This window comes from Pseudoalteromonas sp. SW0106-04 (assembly GCF_001293805.1).
In the GTDB taxonomy this organism is placed as follows: Bacteria; Pseudomonadota; Gammaproteobacteria; order Enterobacterales; family Alteromonadaceae; genus Pseudoalteromonas; species Pseudoalteromonas ruthenica.
Genome location: NZ_BCAI01000002.1, coordinates 71,060 through 97,599, shown reverse-complemented (window position 1 = coordinate 97,599; position 26,540 = coordinate 71,060). Strand labels below are relative to the sequence as shown.

The following is a 26,540-nucleotide window of genomic DNA, read 5'->3' as shown; positions in this document are numbered from 1 at the left end:
ATTTAACTGTCATCTTGTCACTGCACAATGACAGCAGTTGAAACACGGGAAGAACAAATTGGAGAACCCAATGAAATTTAAAAACTTAGTTGCTGCAATGGGGGTTGCTGTAAGTGCCCTGACAGCAGGTCAGGCAGTTGCTCTAGATAAAGCAATTCCAGAGTACGAAAAAACGAGCGGCATCTCTGGTAACTTTTCATCGGTTGGTTCCGATACGCTAGCAAACATGATGACCTTCTGGGCTGAAGAATATAAGCGTATTTATCCTAACGTCAATATTCAAATCCAAGCAGCAGGTTCATCAACGGCACCACCGGCGCTCACTGAAGGAACGGCAAATTTCGGCCCTATGAGCCGTAAGATGAAGTCAAAGGAAATCGAAGCGTTTGAAAAGCGCCATGGCTATAAGCCGACAGAAATTCGCGTAGCGATTGATGCCTTGGCGGTATTCGTGCATAAAGACAACCCCATTGAAGGCTTGCGCATTGACCAAGTTGACGCCATTTTCTCTTCAACGCGTAAATGTGGCGCCAGCGAACAGATTAACCGTTGGGGCGATGTTGGCCTAACGGGTGATTGGGCGGCAAAAGATATTCAATTGTATGGTCGTAACTCAGTATCTGGTACTTATGGTTACTTCAAGAAGAAAGCCCTATGTAAAGGTGACTTCCGTAATAACGTAAACGAGCAGCCTGGCTCTGCATCGGTAGTACAGTCAATCTCTTCTTCTGTGAATGCGATTGGTTACTCAGGTATCGGTTACAAGACCTCAGGTGTACGTACGGTGCCGCTGGCGAAAAAAGGCGATAAGTTTGTTGATGCAACACTTGATAACGTTGCAACGGGCAAATATCCACTATCACGTTTCCTTTACGTCTACGTGAATAAGCACCCTAATAAGCCACTATCTCCTATCGATGCTGAGTTTGTAAAAATGGTGCTATCACAAACAGGTCAAAAAATTGTTGAGAAAGATGGTTATGTGCCACTTTCAAGCAAGATGGTTGAGCGTGAACTTAAGCGTTTAGGCTTACAGTAACATTGTATCTTTGAATCTTGTTGATTAGTTTAAAGCCCCTCCATGAGGGGCTTTTTTGTGTTCGCTATCCGTGCGTCATAAAGTCTGTATTACCAACAACTTTGTTGAATAAGTTCTTTGATAATACGTTGTGATGGATCAATACGGTCCATGGCTAAGAATTCATCGGGCTGATGTGCTTGGTTAATGGAGCCTGGGCCCATGACTATGGTTTCACAGCCCAATTGCTGAATAAAGGGGGCTTCAGTGCAGTAGTTCACCGCTATTGCTGGCTGTTGCGAAATCTTTTGCGCCAGCTGCACTAGCGCGCTATCAGTGGTCCCTGCAAAGGCAGGGATCGGGTCGTGCATATCAATGACTTCAACGCAGCCAGGGTAGCGAGCAGTGATGTCCTGAGTTGCCGCTAATAACATGGCTTGCAGTTCGACAATACTCAATCCTGGTAACGGGCGCATATCTAACTGTAATTCACAACATCCGCAAATGCGGTTAGCGTTATCACCGCCATGTATGTGACCAAGGTTCAATGTCGGGTAGGGAATGGCAAAATGTTCAATTGAATATTTATTCTTAAGATCCTCTTTTAGAACCAATAATTTTTCAATCACCAAGTGCATCACTTCAATGGCATTGATGCCGCGCTCAGGATCAGAGCTGTGCCCGCTTTTGCCAATGATACGAACCGCTGATGTCATATGCCCTTTGTGAGTAAATACAGGGGTCATGTCGGTAGGCTCGCCAATAACGCAGCGAGCCGGTTTTAAGTCTGGATACTTTGCCACTTCTTGGGCACCAGCCATAGTGGTTTCTTCATCGGCGGTGGCGAGAATAAGCAGCGGTTGTTGTTGCTTACTCGCATCCAACTCAGCGATGGCATTGAGCACAAAAGCAAAGAACCCTTTCATATCGATGCTGCCAAGACCAAAGAGCTTATTGTCTCGCTCGCTCAAAGTGAAGGGGTCCATACTCCAACGGCCTTGATCAAAAGGAACGGTATCGGTATGCCCTGCCAACATCAATCCGCCACTGCCATGGCCACGCTTCGCTATCAAGTTAAACTTATTGGCATCACTACTGAGTGGTTTTATTTCACATGCAAAGCCTAGCTCCTCGCACCAAGATGCCAAGTGTTCAATAACGGCGCGGTTGCTTTGGCTTAATTTCGGATCCAGTGAACTGATCGATGGGGTAGCGATTAACTCCCGGTAAAGGTGCAAAAAGTCGGGAAGAGCCATACATTTCCAAATAATTATTCGCGATTGTTGCATATTAATATAAATGTCTTTATAGTGAATATCAATTCACTTTTTAAGCATAAGTATTGGTTTGGTTATAATGGTTCATCACCCCCTTTGTACGGCGCGACGACGATAAGCCGCTCACCTCGGAAATCCTAGTGTGAGAGTGTGTTGCGTTGGGCATCTCGCCCTTGATTAAACCAAAAAAGAGCATCTTCATGAACATCGTAATTATTGGCGCAAGTGGTTATAGCGGCGCTGAGTTGGCGCAATTAGTTGCCAAGCATCCTCATTTTGTCTTGCAGGGCTGCTATGTCTCTGCCGGGAGTCATGATCGCGATAAAAAACTCAGCGATCTTTATCCTCAGCACCGTGGGTTATTAGATATGCCACTACAGGGCCTAACAGCCGATGCTATTGCTGATATTGGTCAGCATGCGCACGCCGTGTGCCTGTGTACCGAGCATAAAGTAAGTGTTGAATTGGCGCCGCAATTTCTCGAGCAGGATATTAAAGTTTTTGACCTCTCTGGCGGGTTTCGTTTTGCCGATGCCGAACTCTATACCCAGTACTATGGCTTTGAACATCCCCACCCTGACCTATTGCGCCAAGCAGTATATGGGCTAGCTGAGTGGCATAACAGTGCCATTATGGATGCACAACTGGTTGCTGTGGCGGGCTGTTACCCAACAGCCAGCCTAAACGCCCTTAAACCGCTTCAACAAGCAGGGTTATTAGCGCCACAGCAAAAAGTGATCATAAATGCCGTATCCGGGGTGACTGGGGCGGGGCGCAAAGCCAATATGAACACGCACTTTTGCGAGGTATCACTGGCCCCTTATGGCGTGTTTAATCACCGCCATACCCCTGAAATTGAACAAGCATTAGGGCATCCAGTGCTATTTACCCCGCATTTAGGAAACTTTAATCGCGGTATCTTGGCAACCATATACGCGCAAGTAAATGCAGGGACCACGCTTAACGACATCACCGATGCTTATCAATGCCTTGCCGATGAACCTTTGATTCGCCTGCTCGGTGCTGGTGGTTTGGCATCAATTAAAGGCGTCGCGCAAACCCCTTATGTTGATATTGGCTGGCATTTGCAACAGCAGCAACTGATTATCAGTGTTGCCATCGATAACTTACTAAAAGGCGCATCAGGTCAAGCGCTGCAATGTATGAACATTAACGCTGGATTAGACCCAACGATTGGTTTGGTATAAAGAGGAAAATAATGACGAGTAGCAACACCACTTGGGTGATCAAATTGGGCGGTGCCCTGTTAAACAGCCCGCAGTCAGTGCAAGCGTTGTTCGCAACCTTGGCGACCATGACCGATACCCGTTTTGTTGTGGTTCACGGCGGTGGCTCACTGGTTGACCGCTGGCTGCACGATGCGGGCTTCGCCACGGCGAAGCACCAAGGTCTACGCATCAGTCCTGCCGAACAAATGCCCTATATCGTTGGTGCCCTAGCTGGGTGTGCCAACAAACAATTGATGGGAGCAGCGATAGCCAATGGCCTTGAGCCTGCAGGGCTGAGTTTATACGAAGCCGGGGTCAATGCGCAGCAAAAACTCAAGGCACTGGGTCGGGTGGGTGAGTGTAGTCAAGGTGCTCGCTCGGCTATTCCAGCCTTGCTAGAGGTGGGGAAGCTGCCCGTAGTGAGCTCAGTTGGTTTTGATGAGCAAGGACAATGGTTCAACGTGAACGCTGATGAGGCCGCAGCGGCAATTGCCAAACAACTTGATGGTGAATTGATTTTTATGACCGACGTTGAGGCCGTATTGGATAAATCCGCTCAGCCGTTACACCAATTAAGTGCTGAGCAAATAGATGAATTGATAGCCCAAGGAGTTATCTCGGGTGGGATGGAGGTCAAAGTAAAGACCAGCCTTCTTGCTGCCCAGCATTTACGACGGGGTGTTTACATTTCGAGCTGGCAAAAGCCAGAGAACTTAGTTGCATTGCTCAATGGTGAGCATGTTGGCACGCAAATTACAATGTAAGCACAGACCATGAAACATGATTTTATTACCGGCCTCGAGCTGGACGACAAAGCTGTACTCGCGCTACTCACCCTAGCGCAAAAAATGAAAGCGCAACCCAATGATTATGCCCAAGCTTTAGCGGGCAAATCGGTGGTTACCTTATTTGAAAAGCAAAGCCTCAGAACTCGCCTAAGCTTCGATATAGGCATCAATAAACTTGGCGGCCATGCGGTCTACTTAGATCAGCAAAATGGCGCCATGGGCAACCGCGAGTCGGTAAAGGACTTTGCTTTGAATATCAGCACCTGGGCCGATGCCATCGTGGCGCGGGTTAATCACCATAACACAGTGCAAGAGCTGGCACAGTTTTCATCTAAACCGGTGGTGAATTCTTTGTGCGACCTATACCACCCCTGCCAAGCATTGGCGGATTTTTTAACCTTGCAAGAGGTGCACGGTGAGGTTAGCGAGCTCAAGCTGGCTTATCTCGGCGAGGGCAATAACGTCACCCACTCATTAATGTTGTTGGCCGCCACCCTAGGGACTGACTTCGTGGCTGTATGCCCTAAAGGCAGCGGTCCAGATGCACAGATTGTTAAGCAAGCAGAGCAAATTGCCGCGAGCAAAGGCGCGTCAGTATTAGTGAGTGATAGAGTCGAGGCTGCTGTAGGAGCTAATGCGCTTTATGCCGATACCTGGGTGTCGATGGGGGATGACACCCCGCTCCAGCAGGTCAAAGATAAATACCTGCCTTATCAGCTCAATAAACAGCTGGTGGATATGACCGGCGCGCAAACTATTTTGCACTGTCAGCCAGCGCACCGTGAGTTTGAAATCACCTCTGAAGTGATGGACTCGCCGCAGGCCAAAATTATTCAGCAGGCACAAAATCGTATGTATGCGCAAAACGCCTTGCTGTTAACCCTTTTGAACCCAAATTTTTGCTAAGGATCCGAAATGAGCGCAATTAAAAAAGTCGTACTGGCCTATTCCGGCGGACTAGATACATCAGCCATCGTGCCATGGCTAAAAGAAAACTATGACTGTGAAGTGGTTGCCTTTGTCGCCGATGTTGGCCAAGGCGCCGAAGAGCTCGAAGGGGTCGAGGAAAAAGCCATCGCCTCGGGGGCATCTGAATGTTACGTAGTGGATTTAAAAGAGCAGATGGTGGCTGAATATATTTACCCGACGCTCAAAACCGGCTGTGTATATGAAGGCACCTATCTGCTAGGAACGTCAATGGCACGTCCTATTATTGCCAAAGCACAGGTTGAAATAGCCCGCAAAGTGGGTGCCGATGCCCTTTCTCATGGTTGCACCGGCAAAGGTAATGACCAAGTACGCTTCGAGTCCTGTTTTGCGGCGTTGGCACCAGATTTAAAAGTGATTGCACCGTGGCGAGAGTGGCACCTATCAAGCCGGGAGTCGTTACTGGATTACCTAGCGCAGCGAGATATTCCCTGCGCTGCATCGGCAACGAAAATTTATAGTCGTGATGCCAATGCATGGCACATCTCCCATGAGGGTGGGGAGCTTGAAGATCCTTGGTGTCAGCCCAGCGAGCAAGTATGGACCATGACGCAATCGCCTGAGCAAGCGCCAAATGAAGCTGAGTTAGTGACGCTAACCATTCAACGTGGTGAAGTGGTTGCCGTAAATGGAGAAGCGCTGAGCCCCTATCAATGCTTAGTGAAGCTTAATGACATTGCTGCTGTGCACGGGGTTGGCCGTGTCGATATTGTTGAGAACCGTTTGGTGGGTATGAAATCTCGCGGCTGTTATGAAACACCTGGTGGCACGGTGATGATGGCCGCTTTGCAGGCTATTGACGAACTTGTGCTGGATAAAGCGAGCCGTAAATGGAAAGACACTTTTGCCCTAGAGTTTGCGCACTTGGTCTATGACGGCCGTTGGTTTACGCCTTTAAAAGATTCGATCCTGGGGGCGGCCAATGCATTTGCCGAGCATGCCAATGGTGAAGTGGTGGTGAAACTATACAAAGGTCAGGCAATCGCCGTGCAAAAGCAGTCAGAAAACAGTTTATACAGCGAAGACTTTGCCACTTTCGGCGAGGACGATGTGTATGACCAATCTCATGCCGAGGGCTTTATACGGCTATTTTCACTTTCAAGCAGAATTGCAGCACTGAAGAAGTAACGAGGAGAGCAACAATGGCATTATGGGGCGGGCGCTTTTCATCTGGACCGGATGAAGCATTTAAACAGTTTAATGATTCATTGCCATTTGACTATGTCATGGCGGAGCAAGACATCATTGGTTCAGTGGCGTGGGCCGGCGCGCTAAATCGTGTGGCGGTACTCAACGATGATGAACACCGACGTTTAGTTGCGGCGTTGTATGAGTTGTTGGAGCAAGTGCAAGCGCAGCCCGAAAGTGTGGCTATCAGCGGTGAAGAGGATATTCACTCTTTTGTTGAAGCTGCGCTGATTGACAAAGTGGGTGACCTCGCGAAGAAGCTACACACTGGCCGCAGCCGTAATGACCAAGTCGCTACCGACTTTCGTTTGTGGTGCAAAAAAACGGCGGCGACAGTGAGTGAAGCCATCAGTGATACCAAGAATGCACTGATCGCCTTAGCCGAGCGAGAGCTGGGCACCGTACTGCCTGGCTACACTCATTTACAGCGCGCTCAGCCAGTACTTTTTAGCCACTGGTGCATGGCCTATGTGGAAATGCTAGAGCGCGATAGTAGTCGCCTTAATGATGCGGTTCAGCGCATGGATCAATGTCCACTCGGAAGTGGTGCGCTCGCGGGCACTGCCTATGCCATTGACCGCGAGCATTTGGCGCAAGATCTTGGTTTTGCAGCGCCGACTCGTAATAGCTTGGATGCGGTCTCTGATAGAGATTTTGTGGTCGAGCTGCTGAGCGCGGCATCCATTTCGATGTTGCACTTGTCACGTTTTGCTGAAGATTTAATTTTCTACAACTCTGGCGAAGCCGGTTTTATTGAGTTGGCGGATAACGTTACTTCCGGCTCATCGTTAATGCCGCAAAAGAAAAACCCCGATGCTTTAGAGCTGATTCGCGGCAAAACAGGGCGTGTCTTTGGTGCTATGAGTGCGATGATGATGACGTTAAAGTCGCTGCCTTTAGCCTACAACAAAGACATGCAAGAAGATAAAGAGGGGCTTTTCGATGCGCTGCCGACTTGGCTGGCATGTTTACATATGGCGCAAGCATGCGTAAACGGCATTAAGGTCAATAGTGATAAGACTAAAGCCGCCGCTCAAGGTGGGCATGCGAATGCCACCGAGCTCGCTGATTATTTGGTGGCAAAAGGGATCCCGTTTCGTGAAGGGCATCATATTGTTGGGCAACTGGTGCAGCTGGCAATTTCAGAAGGAAAAAGCCTGGAGCAGTTGAGTTTATCCGAATTTCAATCGGTGTGCGATGTTATTGCTGAAGATGTTTATCCTATGTTGGCACTCGATGCCTGTTTGGCGGCACGTAAGGCTCTAGGTGGAACGTCGCCAAAGCAAGTGGAATTCGCTATTAAGCAAGCTAAACAGCAAAGTACAATTAAAGTACGAGATGCCAATCTGCATGATGTTGAAGCTATCAGTGAGCTGGTGCAATATTGGGCCAAGGTAGGAGAGAACTTACCCCGTGCTAAAAGCGATATGGTGCATTCCATTAATGAGTTTGCCGTGACCGAAGTGAATGGCCAGGTAACAGGCTGTGCGTCGTTGTATATTTATGATACTGGCTTAGCGGAGATACGCTCATTAGGGGTTAACCCCGATACCGGAGTAAAAGGGCAGGGGCGTTTATTGGTTCATCACCTGTTAGTGAAAGCCAAAAAATTGGCGCTTAAAAGAGTGATTGTACTTACGCGTGTACCGGATTTCTTTGCTAAACTTGGGTTTGCAGACAGCAGCAAAGAAAGCCTTCCTGAAAAGGTGATGAAAGACTGTGAGCTTTGTCTGCGTAAAGATAACTGTGACGAAGTTGCTATGGATTTCTACCTACACCAGCAACACTCTGTGGGTGATATACCATGTAAAAACGTTGCTTAGTTGGGGCTTCTGAGCGTGTCAAAAAATATTGGCACGCGTGGTGCATAAGCTTAAAGTGAGTTGCTAAGAAATTGCCTTTGAAGTGTGACGTGTGTACCCAAAGCATGTTAAGTTAGGTTTGCTTAGCAAATAATTAACAAAATTTTAAAGGAGTTAACATCATGCAAGTTAATGCTAATGCTCAACTACAAACACAGGCTTACACTAAGTTACAACAACAAACACAACAGCCTACCGCACAAACTACTAGCACCCAGACGTTACAATCTGATACAGTAAGTTTATCAAGTGATGCTGTCGCTGCTAGCCAAGCTGAAATCCAGCGCGGCGGTGGAACAGTAGTATTGCCCGATGGTAAAAAGAAAGAGAACTAACTTAAAGGGCTAAGAGAATGGCGGATGTATCTTGAAAAAAGTTTAGGTATATTTATGGGGGCCTTCGTAGTTTGGGGCTTCCTCATGGCGCTTTTTTTTAACTTAATGTTAAGATTGTACCGTGCAAAAAATGACACCAAGCTAATCTGGTGCAGTTTTGTTATGGCTTTGTCTTATGGGGTCAGTGATCATTTTTTTGATTTCTTCTCCGGAGTAGAAGTTTATTTGACTTGGTTCTATTACGACTTGGTCACGCTTTTACTCATCTCTCCTATATTATTTGTCCCCTCCCGTCGTAGCCTCTCGCCAGGAGTTACTTACGTTTTAATTGGGTTAAGTTTTAACTCTCTTCTTATGCTCTCTATGCATTATGATATCGTGATCAGAGAAAACTATACCTCTTGGTGGTTATGGTCGGTTTACTCAATAGGTATCAACCTAGCGGATCTCATTATGATAGTAGCGTTGATAGTAGATAGGGACTTTTTGTGTATCATTCGAATTAAAAATATTTGCAAGGAGCAACTTACCAAAAAGTCAGACTGGTTCTTTTTTAAATGTTTCTCGCTGCAGTAGATAAAATAGCTCCACTAATATCAGTCTTTATAAATTGGGGCTTTATGATGGCCCTACTATTCAACCTAGTTAGTTTTTCAGATGAAAGGAGGAGAGCCCGCTCTCCACTTTGGATATGTTTAATTATTACCTTATCTTATGTCAGTACTGCCTTTGTTGAGCGTTATAGTCATGCTTACCTCTATTGGTTTTTTGCTGACGTAGGTACTGCACTGTTGATAGCATTTATTTATACAAGTATTCATAAAATAGTCGCTTATTATTATTGCTTATGTGGACTGACGTTTAATGGTATTTTGCACTATTTGATGTATGTAGATTTACATTTAAAGGGGAATTTAGAACCTTGGTGGCTCTGGAGTGTATATAGCTTTGGAATAAACTTTATGGATCTTATGATGATCTTGGTTTTAATTATCAACAAAGACTTCTTAGGTCTATGTCGAATAGGGCGGTTTTTAAAAGCCTCTCTGGCACCAAAGAAAGTAGGTGATAACGGGTAGCGTTACCACCGATATATTTAGCCGAGCTTTTCTTTCAGAGCGGCGGCGACTTGCGGCACAACAAACTCAGAAACATCACCACCATGTAAGGCAACCTCTTTTACTAAGGTCGATGAGATAAATGAATTCTCCTCTGCGGGAGTCAAAAATACGCTTTCTAAGTCGGGGTTCAAGCGGCGATTCATATTGGCCAGTTGGAATTCATACTCAAAGTCGGATACCGCGCGAATGCCTCGCACTAATACATTCGCTTTATGATTTTTAGCCAAGTCAGCAAGTAGGCCGCTAAAGCCAATGACTGTGACATTGCCAAGGTCGGCGACAATTTGCTTTGCTAACTCCACTCTTTCTTCAAGGCTAAAGCAAGGCTTTTTATTCGGATTATGAGCCACCGCAACAATGACGTGATCGAACATTTTAGCGGCGCGCTCAATAAGGTCTAAGTGACCATTAGTAAGGGGATCAAAGGTCCCTGGGTAAATAGCCGTTACCTGCATATGATTCTCTGTTTTTATGTAATGCAATGGCCGCATTTTAGCAGTCTTTATGTGAGTTGCCAGTGCAAACTCAACTCTCAGCCATGTGATAAATTGTTAACTGTGACTAAGATGTTTATACTGCTCACCTGCAATCAGGGTGGGGAAGTAATAATGAGTACCAAGGACCGCATAATTCAAGCCAGCATTGAGCTCTTCAATAGCCATGGTGAGCGCGCTATCACAACAAATCATATCGCAGCCCATCTGCAAATCAGCCCTGGAAATTTGTATTACCACTTTAAAAACAAAGAAGACATCATTCGCCATATCTTTAAGTTGTACCGTCAGCACTTAGATACTCAGTTTAAGCCGATTAATCACGATGAACCGGTGATGGCGCAACTTAGCCATTATTTCGATGCCTTGTTTGAGCTCATGTGGAAATTTCACTTTTTCTACGACAACATGACCGACATTTTGTCTCGCGATGCCGAGCTTAAAGCTGATTATATTGCTTTCCAACAACGCTTGTTTGATCAGGTAACCGATATTGTCTTGGCGTTAGGTGACAACGGTATTCTCAACGTCGATGAAGAGCAAGCGGCAGAGTTAACTCATATGTTAAAGCTGACAGTCAGCTTCTGGACTCCATACATCAAAGCGCGTCGCCAAAGCGGCGAGCTGAATCGTGGCGATATCTATCAAGGCTTGTTGAAAATAATCACCTTGTTTATGGCTTTTACTACCGCAGCTGGGCGTGAGCCTTTGGGTTTGTTAAAGCAACACTACCAGCAGCGCCAAGCGCAACTACAAACGTCACCCTCCACGCATAGTTAAGCTATTATTTCCGAAGGCGAGCGGTTTTTGCTATAATCGCGCGCTTTGGTGAATCTTCCGCCACTTTCTCATTCAGAAGAGTGGCTTTATCTGTGTGCTGTGAGTTAAGTCATGATCAAGTTTATTGTTAAATTGCATCCCGAAATTGCGATAAAAAGTAAGTCCGTTCGTAAACGCTTTACTAAGGTGTTAGAGAACAACATTAAGATCATGATGCGACGCATTGATGAGCAGGTAAAGGTGCGCAACAACTGGGATAATCTCACTGTTGAATCGGCATTAACCGATGACTCAGTGCGCCGGAAAATGGCTGACAGCCTCGGGCGTATTCCTGGTATCGTGCAATTTAATGAAGTAAAAGAAATTGAATTCACCACCATTGATGAAATTTACCAGCAGGCACAGCAACTTCTTGGCGATGAAATTGCCGGTAAAACCTTTTGTGTGCGCTGTAAGCGTCAAGGTAAGCATGACTTTTCTTCGAGCGATGTTGAACGCTATGTTGGCGGCGGGCTAAACCAGCATGTACCCGGTGCTCGGGTTAAGCTTACGCGGCCTGAGGTAACGGTAAAGATCGAAATTAAAGACCAGCGCGCTTACATTGTCACCCAAGCGCACCGAGGCATGGGTGGATTTCCGTTGCCAACTCAAGAGGATGTGTTATCGCTGATGTCTGGTGGCTTTGATTCTGGGGTGGCCAGCTACCAAATGATCCGCAAAGGGGCGCGTACGCACTTCTTGTTTTTCAATCTTGGCGGCGCGGCCCATGAAATTGGCGTGAAGCAAGCAAGCCATTATCTTTGGTCACAATATAGCTCGACTCACAAGGTTAAGTTTATCACCGTCGACTTTGAGCCGGTGGTTGCTGAGATTCTAGAAAATGTCGAAGACTCGCAAATGGGTGTGGTGCTCAAGCGCATGATGATGCGTGCTGGTAGCATTATTGCTGAAAAGCTGGGGATTCCTGCCCTGGTTACTGGTGAAAGTATTGGCCAAGTATCAAGTCAAACTCTGGCAAACTTAAGTGTCATTGACCGAGTGACCGACACGCTGATCATTCGCCCACTTATCCAGCATGATAAGCAAGACATCATTGATATTGCTCGCGCCATTGGCACCTCCGAGATGGCTGAGGCCATGCCCGAGTACTGCGGCGTGATTTCGCGCAAACCGACGGTGAAAGCCAAGTTAGAAGTCATTGAGCAGCAAGAGCAGCAGTTTGATTTCGAGGTTCTCGAAACTGTAGTTGATAATGCTCGAGTGATGGATATTCGCGATATTGATACTCAAGCTAAAGAAGAGGTCAAGGAAGCAGAGTCGGTATCACAGTTGCCGACCGATGCGGTGGTGCTGGATATCCGCTCACCCGAAGAGGAAGATGCTCAGCCGCTAGAAATTGACGGGGTGAAGGTCAAACACTTGCCGTTTTACCGTTTAGCGACTCAGTTTGGCGATTTGGATCAGAGCAAAGAGTACTATCTGTATTGTGCTAAAGGGGTGATGAGCCAACTACAGGCATTGATCCTGCACGAAAACGGCTTTAACAATGTGAAGGTGTATCGCCCGTAATTCGCCGATAATACAGTTCATTGATAGGCGCGCTGAGGCTAAGCTGGCGCGCCGAGCTGGCAATAAAGCCACACATGGCTGCTATCTCTGTCTCCCTTGCCAATAACTTATCCTGCAACATCGAGCAGCGGTTGCCCGCTGTTAGGCGCATTACTTGATAGGCACTGTCGAGGCTTTGCGGCAGCGATAATTCAACTCCCTGCGCTTTGGCTACGGTAACCGCCTCCTGAAGTAGTGCAAAGACATCACTGGCATAACAAGGAGCGGCCACATCACCATTGCGCAGCTGATACCAGGTTGCTATGGGGTTTATTGCCAAATTCACCAGTAATTTTTGCCATCGCGCATGGGTAATATCATCACTCCCAGTCAGAGCGGGGATTAATCTCTGCCACTGCTTTAATTGCGCCTTAAAGCTTTTTTGCGCGCAGGCATTGACGGCTCCTATCACGGAGTCACCCTGACTGACATGGACGACATGCTTATCATCGGCTTTATAAGCTGCTTGCTGGGTGAGCATAAAGAATAACCCCTGTTGAGGAGTCAGTTGCTGCTTAAGTGGCGCTAGGTCGCTCATACCATTATGGCTAACAACAATATTTGCATTGCGGGCTAGGTAAGGGCGCCACTGCGCCAGTGCTGCTTGCAGCTGGTGCGCTTTAACGAATAGCCATAATTCTGTAATTGGTTCGCACGGTTTTAAACAAGCCGTGGCTGCCACGGGGCTTTTTTGCTGCCCATGACAATAATAAAAAGTGCTAGGGTGAGAAGGTTTCACCAACAGCTTTACCGTTCGGTGTTGCCCCATTAAGTGGGCAAATGTGAGGCCAAGTGCCCCCGGCCCGATAAGGTAAGTAGGCGCTAAGCCTTGGCCCGTTGTTTCTGCCATAGGTAGTGAATCACAAAGTAGCTGGCCGCGCCTGCAGCGTCGGCGAGAAAGTCATAAAAAGATGCCTGCCTGTAGGGCAGCATATCCTGCATCCACTCAATTGCTCCACCGTATAATAACAACAATATCACCTGGACAAAAAAGGGAATCCTAAAGGCTTTATCCATAATAAAGGCAAGCACGAAGAAAATACCAAAGTGAGCAACCTTGTCGACATGAGGGAAAAGCTGCGTAACAGAGCCTTTTACTTCTTGAACAAATAGCAGGGTGCAGACCACCAATGTGATTAGAAACAACCCCTGATAAACTCTGCGCGTCACTTTACTTTACCTTTATTACTGGTGAAATCGCAGGCAGTATAACAAACTGTAAACTGAATTCACTGTGTATCAGTGCACAAAAATACCGATCTCGGGGTATAATCCTCGAAACGACAAGCCAGTTACGGAGAATTTCATGCCTTCATTTGATATCGTTTCTGAAATCGAAATGAGCGAAGCAAAAAATGCGGTCGAAAACGCTAAACGCGAACTCGAAACCCGCTACGATTTTCGCGGCGTAGATGCCAAGATAGAACTAAAAGATGAACTTATCGAACTTACCGCAGAAGCCGAGCAACAGGTGATGCAATTATTTGATATGTTTGCCAGTAAGGCGTCAAAACGCGGCTTAGATGTAAACAGCTTTGAGATTCAAAAAGCTGATTTGCACGGTAAATACGTCACCCGCCAAGTTACAATGAAACAAGGCATTGCTAAAGATATCGCGAAAAAGTTGGTAAAGCTGATTAAAGACAGCAAAATCAAAGTTCAGGCCGCCATCCAAGGTGAAGAAGTGCGAGTCACCGGGAAAAAGCGCGACGATTTACAACAAGTAATGCAATTAGTACGCGAAGCCGAGTTAGGTCAGCCCTTTCAATTTAAGAACTTCCGCGACTAAATACCTCTCAAGCCAAGTCATTCGCACTTGGCTTTTTTACTGGTGAAGTAAATGCCATCGTCACTTATCTAGTTATGGATGTTTAGACGTCCATTGACTTTATTGTCATCAGTCCGCAAAATAGCGCCACTTTGTTATGGTGCCCGCAAGCGCAAAGCGCAGTTAAGCCACTGGGATAATCGGGAAACAGGTGAAAAGCCTGCACTGCCCCCGCAACGGTGATGTGAGCCTGGCTCATTCAGTCCGGAGACCGGCCATAACACATATTTCATTACATTTTCCTGTGCGGTGGGCGCAGGTATAGGGACTAACATGTATAACAAAACCAAAGTCGCTGTAGGCATAGCGGCACTTTTCTCCGGCGCGGTATTTGCGCAGCAGCAACAGCCTATCGAGCGATTGACTGTGACCGCCAATAAATTTGAACAACCTATCGAAAATGTGCTCGCCAGTATCGATGTGATCACTCGTGCAGACATCGAGCGCCTTGGCGTACGTGATTTGCCGGCGTTATTATCTAATTATGCCGGGGTCGATATTGTCCGCAGTGGCGGCCAAGGTCAAAGTACCAGCCTCTTTATTCGTGGGGCGGCTAGCAGCCACTCTTTGGTTATTGTTGATGGGGTTCGTGTTGGTTCAGCCACAACAGGGTATAAGGCGCTCTCTAGTGTGCCACTCAATAGTATTGAACGAGTCGAAGTGATCCGTGGTGCCCGCGCCGCATGGTATGGCTCAGACGCCTTAGCCGGGGTCATCAATATTGTCACCCGAGACGGCGATAGCCAAAGCGTGAGTGTACAAAGTGGCAGTGACAACTACGTGAATGCGCAAGGTGCTTTTGCTTTTCGCCAAGGAGCGTTCAATGCGGCATTCAACCTTGGTTATGAGCACACCGACGGCTTTGACGTCACCACTGGGCAAGACCCAGATGAAGATGGCTATGAAAATCAGAACTTCGGTGCGCGTTTCGGCTATGATCTCGGCGATTATGGTGTGCTAGAGTTGTTAGGGCAGTACAGTGAAGGCTATGTCGAATACGACACTAGCTTTGGTGATGATTACACCGATTTTGAAAAATATCATGTGCAACTGGGTTGGCGTAAAAACCATGGTGCCTTTGCTCACAAGCTACAAACCAGTCTCGCTCAAGATGATGAGATTAATACTCAGCAACATGGCGTGCCAGGTTATCGTGGCAATGAGTACAGTACTGCACGAGATGAGCTAAGCTATCAGCTTAATTATGTCTTTAGTCCCACTATCACTGTCAGTGGTGGCGCCGATTACTACTATGAAGACATTAGCGACTCCTACAGCAGCTCGGCGACACCAGAGCAGCCTGCGTCCGGTTTTACCGTGCAAACGCGTAATAATAAAGGTGTGTATGTGGGAGGCTATTATGATGGCCAGGCATTTAATACCAATGCCGTTGTGCGTCATGATGATCATTCACAATTTGGCGGTCATTTCACCTACAACCTAGCGGCGGGTGTGCCGCTTAGTGACATTGCGACGTTTCGCGCCAGCTACGGCACGGCGTTTAAGGCACCCTCGTTTAATGACGCCAGCTCTATCTGGGGCAGCAACGATGCTTTGCAACCTGAAGAGTCAAACAATGCTGAACTCGGTCTGCGCCTTGATTTGCAATCTGGGCAATACGATATTGCCTTGTATCAAAACCAATTTGATAACCTCATCGCATGGGGCAACAACGGCCCGGAAAATATCGCTAAAGCGAGTTTTGAAGGCGTTGAGTTGAGTGCACAAGTGCAAGATATGTTTGCTATCGATCACCAGCTTAACTTTAGTTATGTTGATGCTGAAGACGACAATACTGGGCAAGCCTTGGTGCTTAGAGCCGAAAAAACTTTCAATTGGTCCGTAGGTAAGCAGTTCGACAAATGGTATGTCGGTGCACAACTGCAGTATCGCTCCGATAGGTTAAGTTACTATCGTACTGACTTGCCAAGCTATACTTTGGTGAACCTCAATGCTCGCTATCAATTGTTACGCGACCTCACGTTCACCTTCGGTGTTGATAATCTCACTGACAAAGAATATATCACCAACGTGGCGGCCACGGATTGGAGCACGGGTGAGGTCACCTCTGCGTATCGCGGTGCTGAGCGCAAGGTATACGCTGGATTGCAATTCGACTTATAGCCGTACAAAAAAGCCTCCTAAGTGGAGGCTTTTTCATTATTTTACAGCAGTCATGATATGAGCAAGTCACTAAAGGTGTGCTCGAACTTCTCTATTTTTGGGGCAATTAAGATACTGCAATAACCTTGGTTCGGATTTTCGCTGTAATAGTCTTGATGATAATCCTCAGCGGGATAGAACCTTGATGCGGGACTGACTTCGGTTACAATTTTTGCGGCGCTATGAGTTTGTAGCTGCACTATCATCGCCTCGCTCTGCTGCTTTTGGGCGCTATCGTGGTAATACACCACACTGCGATATTGACTACCAATATCATTGCCTTGACGGTTAAGCTGCGTAGGGTCATGAAGCGTGAAAAACATCGCCAACAGGGTGGTGTAATCTATCACAGCGGGGTCAAAGTGCACTTGCACAACTTCTGCGTGACCGCTTTCGCCGCTGCATACCTCACGGTATGTTGGTGAATTGCTGTGCCCACCGGTATAACCCGATTCAACCTTATGCACGCCACGAACGCGGCGAAAGGCCGCATCGATGCACCAAAAACAACCGCCGCCAAAGGTGGCTGTGTGTAAATTTGTCATACTAACACCTCGATGTATTTACCTTTTAACAGTAGAACGGCCACCTGATGTCTATCGCTCACCTGCGAGGGTAATTCCCTCGCAGGTGAGCATTTCTCGTGCACTATTGCTGTTTGAGCGGGTTGTCTTGTTGCTGTTTTGCCAAGCGTTGCTGTAAATACTCTGGTGACTGAGTATGACGAGCAAGGGCATAGTAAGCACTGGGCACTACGAACAAGGTGAGTATGGTCGCGATGCTTACCCCGGTAAAAATCACCACACCAATAACCATGCGGCTTTCAGCTCCAGGGCCGCTTGCTAGCACCAAGGGCACCGAGCTCATCACTGTGGTTAGCGACGTCATAATAATAGGGCGCAAACGTTGTGTGGCAGCTTGGATTAGCGCTGTTTGAAATTCCAGACCCTTATCACGCAACTGGTTGGCAAATTCAACAATAAGAATACCGTTTTTGGCGCTTAAGCCAATAAGCATAACGATACCAATTTGGCTGTAAATATTGAGGGTCAAACCGGTTATATGCAAACCAAATAACGACCCAGCAATCCCCAGTGGTACAGTGAGCATGATCACCAAGGGGTGAACAAAGCTCTCAAACTGTGCTGCCAATACCAAGAAAGTCACCGTTAATGCCAGAATAAAGACATACACCATGGCGGAGGCGCCTTCATAGAACAACTGTGACTCCCCTTTATAGTCAATGGCGCCATCAATATCATTTTCCTCGGCAGCCACTTGGTTTAAGAAACTTAAGGCTTCCTCTAAAGTGTAGCCGCTAGCGAGGTTGGCACTTAAGGTAATAGCGCGCATACGGTTGTAACGATTCAACCTAGACGCTGTGGCTTCTTCAGAGATACTGATTAAGCTATCAAGAGGCACCAGTTGCCCGGAGCGTGAGTTTACATAGATATTAGAGACATCTTGTGGGCTGGCAAAGTCTTGTTTCTCGCCCTTTAAAATCACATCATACTCTTCACCACGGTCGATAAAGGTGGTGACACGGCGTTGCCCGAGCATGGTCTCCAAGGTGCGGCCTATATCAGAGACAGAGACCCCCAAGTCGGCGGCTTTGTTCTTATCGATACTGACCAAAAATTGTGGAAAGGTCTCTTTATAATCGTGATCGATACGCACTAACCCAGGGTTTTTCTCTGCCCGAGCAATAATGCGGTCACGCCAATCGGCAAGCTCGTCATAATCATTGCCTTGCAAAACAAATTCAACAGGGCGCGAAGAGCCGCCGCCGCCAATGCCACTGCGCATGATGGCAAAGGCGCGAATATCCGTTACTTCACGCATCTTGCCGCTGATCTCATTCATTACCGTCCAGGTATCGCGTTTGCGCTCGCCCCAATCAGCCATGCCGATAATCGCAACGCCACCTTGACCACCCCAACCCGGCACTCGAACCAGAACACGGTTCAGCTCTCCGGCATCAACGTAGGGCAACAAGCGTTGCTCAATTTTATCCATATTGGCGGCGTTATTTTCATAGCTTGCGCCTTCTGGGCCGTTCATCATCACAAAGAAGGTGCCTCGGTCTTCCTTAGGTGTCAGTTCAGATGGAATCTGCTGAAACAGCAGATAGCTGGCGAGGCCCGCTAGCATCAGCACCACGGCCAACATTTTTGAGCGTCGAACATTGCCCTCAAGAGTGCGAGCATAAGCGCCTTCAAGTTTTGCAAATTGACGGTCCATCCATTGACTAAACCGGCCCTCGCTTTCACTTTGCTTCAGCACTTTTGAACACAGAGCTGGGGAAAGTGTGAGTGCGGTGATACTGGAGAAGAACACAGCTGCGCTCACGGCCATGGCAAACTCAGTGAATAAAGCGCCGATACGGCCATCCATAAAAACTAAGGGCACAAACACGGAAATCAGTACCAGCGTGGTTGCGACAATGGCAAAACCCACTTCGCGAGCGCCGCGATACGCAGCGAGTAATCGAGGCTCACCAAGCTCAATACGGCGGTGAATATTCTCCAACATGACAATGGCGTCATCGACCACTAAACCGATAGCAAGCACCAGTGCCAACAGGGTAAGCAAGTTGATAGAGTAGCCCATGGCAAGTAAAAACATAAAGCTGCCAACTAAGGCTACAGGGACGGTGATTGCTGGAATTAACGTGGCGCGCACGTTGCCCAAGAACAGATAGATAACCAAAACCACTAAGGCCATTGATATGGCCAGCGTACGATACACCTCATCGATAGACTCTTTAATGAAAATAGAGGAGTCATAGCTGTCTTCGATGGTGGTACCTGGGGGCAGGTTGCGTTTGATTTTTTCTAATTCTTTGCGGGCATTCTCCACCACGGTGAGGGTGTTAGCCTTTGCTTGTTTAACCACACCTAGGCCAATCATGTTGCGGCCATTACCACGGAATAAACTCTCTTCGTCGGCGGCTTCAAGCTGTACATCGGCGACTTCGTTTAGGCGCACGAGATAGCCATCATCACCACGAGCAATAACCAAGTTTTGAAAGTCAGTGGGGCTTATATAGCTACGCGCGGTACGGACCGAAAAATCACGATCAACAGACTCGATTTCCCCTGCTGGCAGCTCTACGTTTTCAGCTCGCAAAACTTGCTCAATATCGCTGGCTGTAACGCCCCGTGCCGCCATGGCCTCGCGGTCTAGCCAAATCTTCATTGCATACTGGCGTTCACCACCCACTCGGACATTGGATACGCCGTCAACAACCGCAAGGCGATCAACAATGTAGCGCTGAGCATAATCGGATAGCTGCAAGGTATTCATCGTAGAGCTATTGAGTACAAACCAGGCAATAGGACTTTCATCGGAATTGGATTTAGATACTTCCGGAGGTCTCACTTGGTCGGGGAGGTTGTCCAGTGCGCGCGACACACGCTCTCGCACATCATTTGCCGCCGCATCGATATCTCGGTCGATATTAAATTCGATAGTGATATTAGAGCGGCCATTGCGCGACGAGGAGGTGATACTTTTTATGCCTTCAATACCGGAGATGCGGTTTTCAATTACTTGAGTAATTTTAGTTTCGATAATTTCCGCAGAAGCACCAGTGTAGTCAGTACTGACACTGACAATGGGACTATCGATATCCGGATATTCTCGAAGGGGCAGCATTGAGAATGCCACCAACCCGAAGGTCAGTAATAAAAGGTTGATTACAATAGCAAAAACCGGACGCTTAACCGCAGTGTCGGTGATTCTCACAGCGCAGCCTCCTCTACGGTCACGGCTGAGCCTGAGCGCAGTTTAATAATGCCTTCTGTGACCACTTGATCGCCACTGCTTAGACCTTCACTGATGCCTACCCAACCGTTATAGCGCTTATCGATTTTCACCTCGACCTCTTTGGCAACACCTTCCACAATTTGAAAAACGAAGTGTTTGTTTTGGCGTGGAATAATGGCCTTTTCTGGTACCAATAAGGCCTCATAGGTTTGCAATTCCAGCTGCGTGCCCAGTAACATACCTGGGCGCAAGATATTGTCTTCGTTGGCAAAGCTGGCGCTAATTGGCACGCTACGGGTGTTGGTGTCGATACGAGAGCTGACATGAGACACTTTGCCGGTAAACAGCTGATTTGGATAGGCGTCACTGCGCGCTGTTACTGTCATACCCACACCCAGCTGCGCAAGGTATTTCTCTGGCACATTAAAGTCGACTTTAATCACACTGATGTCATCTAAGGTGGTTATTTCAGTGTTGGTGCTCACGAATGCCCCTTTAGACACCATGCGTTTACCTAGTACTCCCGAGAAGGGCGCGGTAACACGCATTTCCGCGAGTTTGGTTTTAGCTGCTTCAAGCTGAGCCTGGGTGGCTTCGAATTTTGCTAGTTGCTCTTCTAACAGTGACTTTGCCGTGGCTTGTGAACGGGCCAGCTCGGTCAAACGATTCAATTGCCGCTCTACTTCAGAGAGGTTGGCTTGCAGTTCCTTGACTCGCAATTGCTCTTCAGTATCTCGTAATTGCACCAGTCGTTGTCCTGCTTGCACTTTATCGCCATCATCAAAATGGATACTGTCGATATAGTCACTTTGGGCGCTTTTAATGTATACGGCCTGGTTTGCTCGCGCGCTGCCGATACCATCAACGGTGATAGCTCGGCTGTCTTTGGTCACGGTATGAGCTTGCACGCGAGTTGATTGAGCGCCCATGTTGGGTTGCTGTGATTGCCCTTTGGGCAGATATAAGTAAATACACAGCCCTAAGAAAATGATAATAATGACAGGGAAAAGTGCCTTGCCCGAATGCCTACTGTGGTTCATCGACGGTACCTATGGTTTCTCGGCTGAAAAAGGTGAGAGCTTAGTTTACAAACTTGCGCTCTAACACATAGACCGCCAATCCTGTATTTTTGTGTGTTAACCGAAAATTCAGCAAAATGATGCACTGTGTTCCCAATTTGCCGCATTTTTGTAACCTTTGCCTACCCTTGCTGCGTATAAAACTCGCAAATTATACGTACAATAGGAGTATACGTAGTGGCACCAAAAAGAGAGCGTATGAGTAATAAAAAAATGCCCCCTAATACGCAGCCCTCAGAACAGGGAGGCGTCAGCCGATACGCGAAAATTCGTGCCCACAGTGCGCGTCATGGCAGCGAAATACTCATTACCAGCGCAATTGTCTTGGTTTTCTTGGTGTTGTTTATACAGTTTAAAAGCGCTGACATATTGATAGCGGAGATTTTCTTACTAAGCGCCGCTTTAGTTGGCATGCTAGTGGGGTACTTAAAGTTGAGAGAGCCGTTTTACAGCATTTTTCTCGACAAACAGAAACTTAGCTATAATCATAAATACGGCTGGTGGCAGCTCGATGTCGATAACCTACAACAGGTCGGTGTGGTGAGTATCGAACAAGCAATGCAGACGCTCGAGTTAAATGTTGTGGGTCTGAGCTTAAAGCGAGAAGATGAGTTCTTAAATAAGCTTTCACCCCGGTTGGCGGGCCGTTTGCTGGTGGAACAACGTCATTATCTGCTGCAGGCGATCAAAGCGTATTGCCGCGATGGCAATGAATGCCCGCCACAGTGGTTGGTTGAGGATACCGAGTACGTCAGCCAGTCGGGGCAAAAATATACTGGATTATTAGCTATGTTTGCTAATAGAATGAAGAACTTAAAATTTTTGACTGGGTATGAAATATTAATACCCGCCGCTATGTTAGACCGTGATATTTGGGCGTTCAGCTATTTATTACATAGATGGCAACGCGACCCGGCTAACACTGTGGTGCAGTTGCAACAACTCAATAGCCACAGTAGCAAGTAGACAGGATAAGACATATGTCTGACGATAGAGCATTTATAAAAAGTGGTCGTAATACCATCATTCATAAAGTTAAGAAGCTGGATTTGGTCATAGTTAATGGCGAAGAGCAGCCAAAAATTAAAGTGACTCAGCACGGCCTAGAGCCCTTTAAAGAAGAGCTTCCCAAAAATCGTCGAGAGGCTAAAGAGCGCTATCTTGAGATGGTGTACATTGCCAGCCCGGATGTTTTTGCAGAAGAAAAACGCTTGCTATTTATTCAAGCTTTGGATGGGCGAGAATACAAAGTCGATTACTCCAAAGTTGGTACTAAACTATTTGTTCGTATTCACCAGGACAGTTATTTATAACACCTGATAAATGCGGTTTGTTGATGATGTTGGCAAGCAACTTGCGTTGGTAGGGCTATGCAATAATTGGGAGCACATCATGGGTCGATTTATTCATAGCGCGCTCAGCATCATTTTGGCCACGGGATTGGTTGCCTGTGGTGGCAGTGGCAGCGACGAAGTCACTGAAAATGCGAGTATTAATGTTGGTGCTGATCGCGATGCGGTAGAAAAATCAGAATTAATTATCAACGCGCAAGTGTCACCTCCTGGAGGCACTTTCAGGTGGCAACAACTTTCCGGCCCGGCTATCGAAGGGCTACCCAGTGAAGAGCAAGAGTTGGCGCTGATGCTCCCGGACGTTAAGGGTGACCGGGCGGCGCAAATTAAGGTCGATTATCGGGCCCCAGACAATACCCTAGTATCTGACACGCTTACCATTAATATCGCTTCAGCAAACCAGTTACCACAGATAGCCATAGCGCAAATTGCCCCCGAACAACTGCCCTCACAATATAATGATGTTGTCACCCTGAGTGCGGCTGGCTCTAGCGATCCTGATGAAAACGGCTTTATTGCGAGTTATCTATGGCAACAAACTGAGGGCCCGCAACTGCAGTTTAGCGCTGTGGATGAAGCCACTTTAAGTTTTCGTCACCCGCTACTAGATAGTGATACCACGCTTGCGTGGACTGTGTTTGTCAGTGATGACGAGGGCGGTCAAGTGAGCACCGAGTATAGCCTGCTGCTAAATAAAACCGCGCAAGTGGTCATCGCTAACGCAGGGGACGACCAGCAAGTCACTGAGTTTGACACTGTGACGCTTAATGCCGGTAATAGTGAAACGGTGAGTGGTCAGTTTAGCTGTTACTGGCAGCAACAAAGCGGCAGTGCCGTGACCCTCGCCAGTGAGCGCCAGTGCGAAACGCAGTTTGTTGCTCCCGACATCGATGTAGCACAACAACTGAGCTTTAGCGTTAGGGTGAGCGATGAACTTAACCGCAGTGCAAGTGATGAGGTCACTGTGAGCGTGCAGCGTCGCGCGTTGGGGCTGATTAACGACACTGGTATGAGCGCGTGCTTTAATAACAGCCAAGCAATCAGCTGTGATAGCACCGATTTCCAAGGGCAAGATGCGCAGCAAGGCCGAGACAGTGTAGCGCAGCGCTTAGACAAAGTGGGTAAAGGGGATATGGCCTTTGACTTTACTAAACTGAATGAATTTGCCGACGAATTGCCCGACTCTGCCACCGAGTTTGCTTGTGTACGCGATAATGTCACTGGCCTTATATGGGAAGTGAAACAAGCCAACACCCACACTTTACCAAATACCGACTTGCGCGAAGGTCAGAATCACTACAGCTGGGCGCTTAACGGTGAGGGAGGCGTGCTTATCGGGAGTGAGCGCGCGCCAGCCAATAGCTCATGTCCTAGTGATGTCGATTGCTCAGTGCAACAATATATTGATGAGGTCAATGCCATCGACTTTTGCGGTGGTGCCAATTGGCGCCTACCTACCTATGTAGAGTTGCTGAGCTTGGTGGATTATCAACGTCATGGTCAGGCACACATGATTAGCCCGGACTATTTTATTCACACCCCGTCGGTGAGTTTACTGGGGCATTTAAACTACTGGACATCACGCACCAGCGTTGACGGACAATCATTATCTCAAGCCTTTATTATCGATATGAGCTCAGGTAACGATTTGGCTTACCCCAAAGGTAATACCGCTTACGTACGTTTGGTGCGCAACCCATAGGAGTGATCATGAATTATACGTTTCTAATCGTGGCGGCTGTGGTGAGTACATCGCTTTGGGCTGAACAGCGCTGTTATAACCTGCAAGCTAGTACCCCGGCAGAGCGCTTTGTGATTAATACTGATGGTACGATTACTGATAACGCCACTGGGCTGATGTGGCAACGTTGTAGCTATGGGCAACAGTTCGATGCTGAACTGCAAAGTTGCTCTGGGGCGGCGCAACAGCTTAGCTGGCAGCAGGCACTGCAAAGCGCCACTAATGATGAGTTTGCCGGTTTTGATGACTGGCACTTGCCTAACAGTAAAGAACTCGCATCCATTGTTGAACATCGATGTGTTGAGCCCAGCCTAAATTTAGACCTGTTTTTAGATGCTAGTAATGATAATTACTGGTCCAGCACATCTGCAGTAACACCGGCAGATCATGCTTGGGTGTATGAATTTTACAGTGGTAAAAATAGTCTTCATGCTAAAAGCAGTGATGTATTTGTGCGTTTAGTACGCTACCAGCAATAACTGCTTACATTTTGCTCGTATACAGCGTAGCGAGCACTGAGTAAGGTAGAGTTAAGTACATTTACGAGAAACATCAATGACGCTGAGAAAGTACCTGTGGCTATGGGCCTTACCTTTGGCGCTGTTGTGCTACGCCATCGGTAGTCGCCAAGGTGTGATTGCCTTGGTGCTGGTGGCGGTCGTGGGTGAGCTTATTTTTTGGCTTGGACTGTTTAAACGTAGCAAGCGCAGAGATAACGCACCAAAACCCTAGTTTGATTGTCTATACAGTGTTTTATACAGTTGTTTGTGGCTTTTTCTTACACTTTTTGTCACTATAGCTTCACCTAAAACTGTTGGGCTGCCCTTGCCTCACACAAGCGCGATGAAGAAATTTATCCATATTGATATGGATTGCTTTTATGCCGCCGTAGAGATGCGCGACAATCCTGAACTTGCGAACCTGCCTTTGGCCATTGGCGGGCGAAGCCGTCGTGGGGTGCTATCAACGGCAAACTATATTGCTCGTCAGTACGGCGTACGTTCGGCGATGTCTAATTATCATGCGAAACAATTGTGCCCAGATTTAGTTATTGTGCCGGGGCGGATGCAACTTTATAAACAAATCTCACAGCAAATTCGTGCCATTTTTAGCCGTTATACGGACCTTATCGAGCCACTTTCTTTAGATGAAGCGTACTTGGATGTGACTCAAGCACAGGTATGCCGTGGTAGTGCCACACTTATTGCTGAGCAAATTCGCCAAGATATCTTCCAACAAACTGGACTGACAGCCTCAGCAGGAGTCGCACCTATTAAGTTTGTTGCCAAAATAGCCAGCGACGAGAATAAGCCCAATGGGCAATGCGTAATTCTTCCTGAGCAACTGCCAGACTTTCTTGCTCAGTTGGACTTAAAAAAAATCCCCGGTGTTGGCAAAGTGACGCTAGAGCGGTTGCATCAGAAAGGATTATACAAAGGCCAGGATGTGCTGGATAAGGGAGTAAACTGGATGCAGCAGCATATAGGGAATTTTGGTGTGTCCTTATACCAAAAGTGCGCAGGCGAAGTAATAGGGCGAGTTAAAACCGAGCGCATTCGCAAGTCACTCAGCGTCGAACACACTTACGAATATAACAAAACCTCATTGCTACAATGTCACCAGGCCTTACCCGCTTTACTCGAGGAGTTGCAACAACGCCTTGAGCGCAACGAACTTAGCAACGCTATTAACAAGTTGTCAGTCAAAGTAAAGTTTGCCGATTTTCAGGTGACTACCGCTGATCAAAGTGGGTTCGCCTTGAATCTAGACACTTTCGCAGCGCTAACGGCGAAAGCCTACCAACGGGGCAACACTCCAGAGGTGAGATTACTGGGCCTAGGCGTTGGAATTTCACCGCAACAGCAACAAGCTACTCAGTTAAGCATTTTAGACTAAAGCGTTAATGAATTTTTAAACTAAGC

General features: G+C 47.4%; 26 protein-coding genes and 1 riboswitch. Of the genes, 19 read left to right on the top strand and 7 right to left on the bottom strand.

What is annotated here, in order from left to right:
* Window positions 1-70: 70 nt before the first annotated feature.
* Window positions 71-1,039 carry a PstS family phosphate ABC transporter substrate-binding protein gene (locus W04_RS03015; protein ID WP_045979281.1) on the top strand — a complete coding sequence of 323 codons (969 nt, stop codon included), beginning with the start codon at window positions 71-73 and terminating at the stop codon, window positions 1,037-1,039.
* Window positions 1,040-1,128: 89 nt separating this feature from the next.
* Here W04_RS03015 and argE read toward each other — a convergent pair whose 3' ends face one another.
* Window positions 1,129-2,274, bottom strand: coding sequence for an acetylornithine deacetylase (gene argE, locus W04_RS03010; protein WP_053909756.1), 1,146 nt, complete (start codon window positions 2,272-2,274; stop codon window positions 1,129-1,131).
* Window positions 2,275-2,495: 221 nt separating this feature from the next.
* Between argE and argC the strand changes: the two genes are divergently transcribed.
* From argC to W04_RS02970, 8 genes are all read left to right on the top strand, one after another.
* Entirely contained in the window at window positions 2,496-3,503 is a 1,008-nt protein-coding gene (argC, locus tag W04_RS03005) for an N-acetyl-gamma-glutamyl-phosphate reductase (RefSeq protein ID WP_053909755.1), read from the top strand.
* Between the two features lie 11 nt (window positions 3,504-3,514).
* Window positions 3,515-4,288, top strand: a complete 774-nt coding sequence (gene argB, locus W04_RS03000) for an acetylglutamate kinase (RefSeq protein WP_022943396.1) — start codon at window positions 3,515-3,517, stop codon at window positions 4,286-4,288.
* A gap of 9 nt (window positions 4,289-4,297) precedes the next feature.
* On the top strand, window positions 4,298-5,218 hold the full coding sequence (locus W04_RS02995; RefSeq protein ID WP_053909754.1) for an ornithine carbamoyltransferase: 921 nt from the start codon (window positions 4,298-4,300) through the stop codon (window positions 5,216-5,218).
* A 9-nt stretch (window positions 5,219-5,227) separates the two neighbouring features.
* Window positions 5,228-6,427 carry an argininosuccinate synthase gene (locus tag W04_RS02990; protein ID WP_022943398.1) on the top strand — a complete coding sequence of 400 codons (1,200 nt, stop codon included), beginning with the start codon at window positions 5,228-5,230 and terminating at the stop codon, window positions 6,425-6,427.
* A 14-nt stretch (window positions 6,428-6,441) separates the two neighbouring features.
* Complete coding sequence (argH, locus tag W04_RS02985; protein ID WP_053909753.1) at window positions 6,442-8,310, top strand: argininosuccinate lyase; 1,869 nt, start codon at window positions 6,442-6,444, stop codon at window positions 8,308-8,310.
* Window positions 8,311-8,471: 161 nt separating this feature from the next.
* The gene (locus W04_RS02980; RefSeq protein ID WP_053909752.1) at window positions 8,472-8,684 is read left to right on the top strand and encodes a hypothetical protein; all 213 of its coding nucleotides are present in this window, start codon (window positions 8,472-8,474) and stop codon (window positions 8,682-8,684) included.
* Between the two features lie 24 nt (window positions 8,685-8,708).
* A complete protein-coding gene (locus W04_RS02975) occupies window positions 8,709-9,260 on the top strand; it encodes a hypothetical protein (RefSeq protein WP_053909751.1) in 552 nt (183 codons plus the stop codon).
* Window positions 9,242-9,763 (top strand): hypothetical protein, encoded by a 522-nt coding sequence (locus W04_RS02970; RefSeq protein ID WP_053909750.1) that lies wholly within the window; start codon window positions 9,242-9,244, stop codon window positions 9,761-9,763. The genes W04_RS02975 and W04_RS02970 overlap by 19 nt, the downstream gene beginning before the upstream one ends.
* 17 nt (window positions 9,764-9,780) lie before the next feature.
* Here the strand turns inward: W04_RS02970 and coaD are convergent, their stop codons facing one another.
* Entirely contained in the window at window positions 9,781-10,260 is a 480-nt protein-coding gene (gene coaD / locus W04_RS02965) for a pantetheine-phosphate adenylyltransferase (RefSeq protein WP_022943403.1), read from the bottom strand.
* Window positions 10,261-10,413: 153 nt separating this feature from the next.
* On the opposite strand from coaD, the gene W04_RS02960 reads away from it, so the two are divergent.
* Together W04_RS02960 and thiI are read left to right on the top strand one after the other, a co-directional pair.
* On the top strand, window positions 10,414-11,079 hold the full coding sequence (locus tag W04_RS02960; RefSeq protein ID WP_026110898.1) for a TetR/AcrR family transcriptional regulator: 666 nt from the start codon (window positions 10,414-10,416) through the stop codon (window positions 11,077-11,079).
* 111 nt (window positions 11,080-11,190) lie between these two features.
* Window positions 11,191-12,648: a tRNA uracil 4-sulfurtransferase ThiI gene (thiI, locus tag W04_RS02955; protein ID WP_053909749.1), complete on the top strand. Its 1,458-nt coding sequence runs from the start codon at window positions 11,191-11,193 to the stop codon at window positions 12,646-12,648.
* Here thiI and W04_RS02950 read toward each other — a convergent pair.
* Window positions 12,620-13,537: a ketopantoate reductase family protein gene (locus tag W04_RS02950; protein ID WP_053909748.1), complete on the bottom strand. Its 918-nt coding sequence runs from the start codon at window positions 13,535-13,537 to the stop codon at window positions 12,620-12,622. The genes thiI and W04_RS02950 overlap by 29 nt on opposite strands.
* Complete coding sequence (locus tag W04_RS02945) at window positions 13,510-13,857, bottom strand: VanZ family protein (protein ID WP_053909747.1); 348 nt, start codon at window positions 13,855-13,857, stop codon at window positions 13,510-13,512. Before W04_RS02945 ends, W04_RS02950 begins: the two co-directional genes overlap by 28 nt.
* A gap of 136 nt (window positions 13,858-13,993) precedes the next feature.
* Here W04_RS02945 and W04_RS02940 point away from each other — a divergent pair, with 136 nt between their 5' ends.
* Together W04_RS02940 and W04_RS02935 are read left to right on the top strand one after the other, a co-directional pair.
* Complete coding sequence (locus W04_RS02940) at window positions 13,994-14,476, top strand: YajQ family cyclic di-GMP-binding protein (protein WP_022943408.1); 483 nt, start codon at window positions 13,994-13,996, stop codon at window positions 14,474-14,476.
* Window positions 14,477-14,596: 120 nt separating this feature from the next.
* Window positions 14,597-14,750: riboswitch (cobalamin riboswitch) on the top strand.
* A 38-nt stretch (window positions 14,751-14,788) separates the two neighbouring features.
* Window positions 14,789-16,639, top strand: coding sequence for a TonB-dependent receptor domain-containing protein (locus W04_RS02935; RefSeq protein WP_053909746.1), 1,851 nt, complete (start codon window positions 14,789-14,791; stop codon window positions 16,637-16,639).
* 50 nt (window positions 16,640-16,689) lie between these two features.
* Here the strand turns inward: W04_RS02935 and msrA are convergent, their stop codons facing one another.
* The 3 genes from msrA to W04_RS02920 form a co-directional block, all read right to left on the bottom strand.
* Window positions 16,690-17,223: a peptide-methionine (S)-S-oxide reductase MsrA gene (gene msrA / locus W04_RS02930; protein ID WP_053909745.1), complete on the bottom strand. Its 534-nt coding sequence runs from the start codon at window positions 17,221-17,223 to the stop codon at window positions 16,690-16,692.
* Window positions 17,224-17,326: 103 nt separating this feature from the next.
* Window positions 17,327-20,425 (bottom strand): efflux RND transporter permease subunit, encoded by a 3,099-nt coding sequence (locus W04_RS02925; protein ID WP_053909744.1) that lies wholly within the window; start codon window positions 20,423-20,425, stop codon window positions 17,327-17,329.
* A complete protein-coding gene (locus tag W04_RS02920) occupies window positions 20,422-21,486 on the bottom strand; it encodes an efflux RND transporter periplasmic adaptor subunit (RefSeq protein ID WP_053909743.1) in 1,065 nt (354 codons plus the stop codon). The genes W04_RS02925 and W04_RS02920 overlap by 4 nt, the downstream gene beginning before the upstream one ends.
* A gap of 237 nt (window positions 21,487-21,723) precedes the next feature.
* Here W04_RS02920 and W04_RS02915 point away from each other — a divergent pair, with 237 nt between their 5' ends.
* The 6 genes from W04_RS02915 to dinB all read left to right on the top strand — a co-directional run bounded on the left by W04_RS02915 (window position 21,724) and on the right by dinB (window position 26,514).
* Window positions 21,724-22,491, top strand: a complete 768-nt coding sequence (locus tag W04_RS02915) for a DUF2982 domain-containing protein (protein WP_231658007.1) — start codon at window positions 21,724-21,726, stop codon at window positions 22,489-22,491.
* 14 nt (window positions 22,492-22,505) lie between these two features.
* Complete coding sequence (locus W04_RS02910; protein ID WP_053909742.1) at window positions 22,506-22,838, top strand: hypothetical protein; 333 nt, start codon at window positions 22,506-22,508, stop codon at window positions 22,836-22,838.
* Window positions 22,839-22,917: 79 nt separating this feature from the next.
* Entirely contained in the window at window positions 22,918-24,579 is a 1,662-nt protein-coding gene (locus W04_RS02905) for a DUF1566 domain-containing protein (RefSeq protein ID WP_053909972.1), read from the top strand.
* Between the two features lie 8 nt (window positions 24,580-24,587).
* On the top strand, window positions 24,588-25,097 hold the full coding sequence (locus W04_RS02900) for a DUF1566 domain-containing protein (RefSeq protein WP_053909741.1): 510 nt from the start codon (window positions 24,588-24,590) through the stop codon (window positions 25,095-25,097).
* Between the two features lie 76 nt (window positions 25,098-25,173).
* Window positions 25,174-25,350: a hypothetical protein gene (locus tag W04_RS18835; RefSeq protein WP_157576258.1), complete on the top strand. Its 177-nt coding sequence runs from the start codon at window positions 25,174-25,176 to the stop codon at window positions 25,348-25,350.
* Between the two features lie 111 nt (window positions 25,351-25,461).
* Window positions 25,462-26,514 (top strand): DNA polymerase IV, encoded by a 1,053-nt coding sequence (dinB, locus tag W04_RS02895; RefSeq protein ID WP_053909740.1) that lies wholly within the window; start codon window positions 25,462-25,464, stop codon window positions 26,512-26,514.
* Window positions 26,515-26,540: the final 26 nt, after the last annotated feature.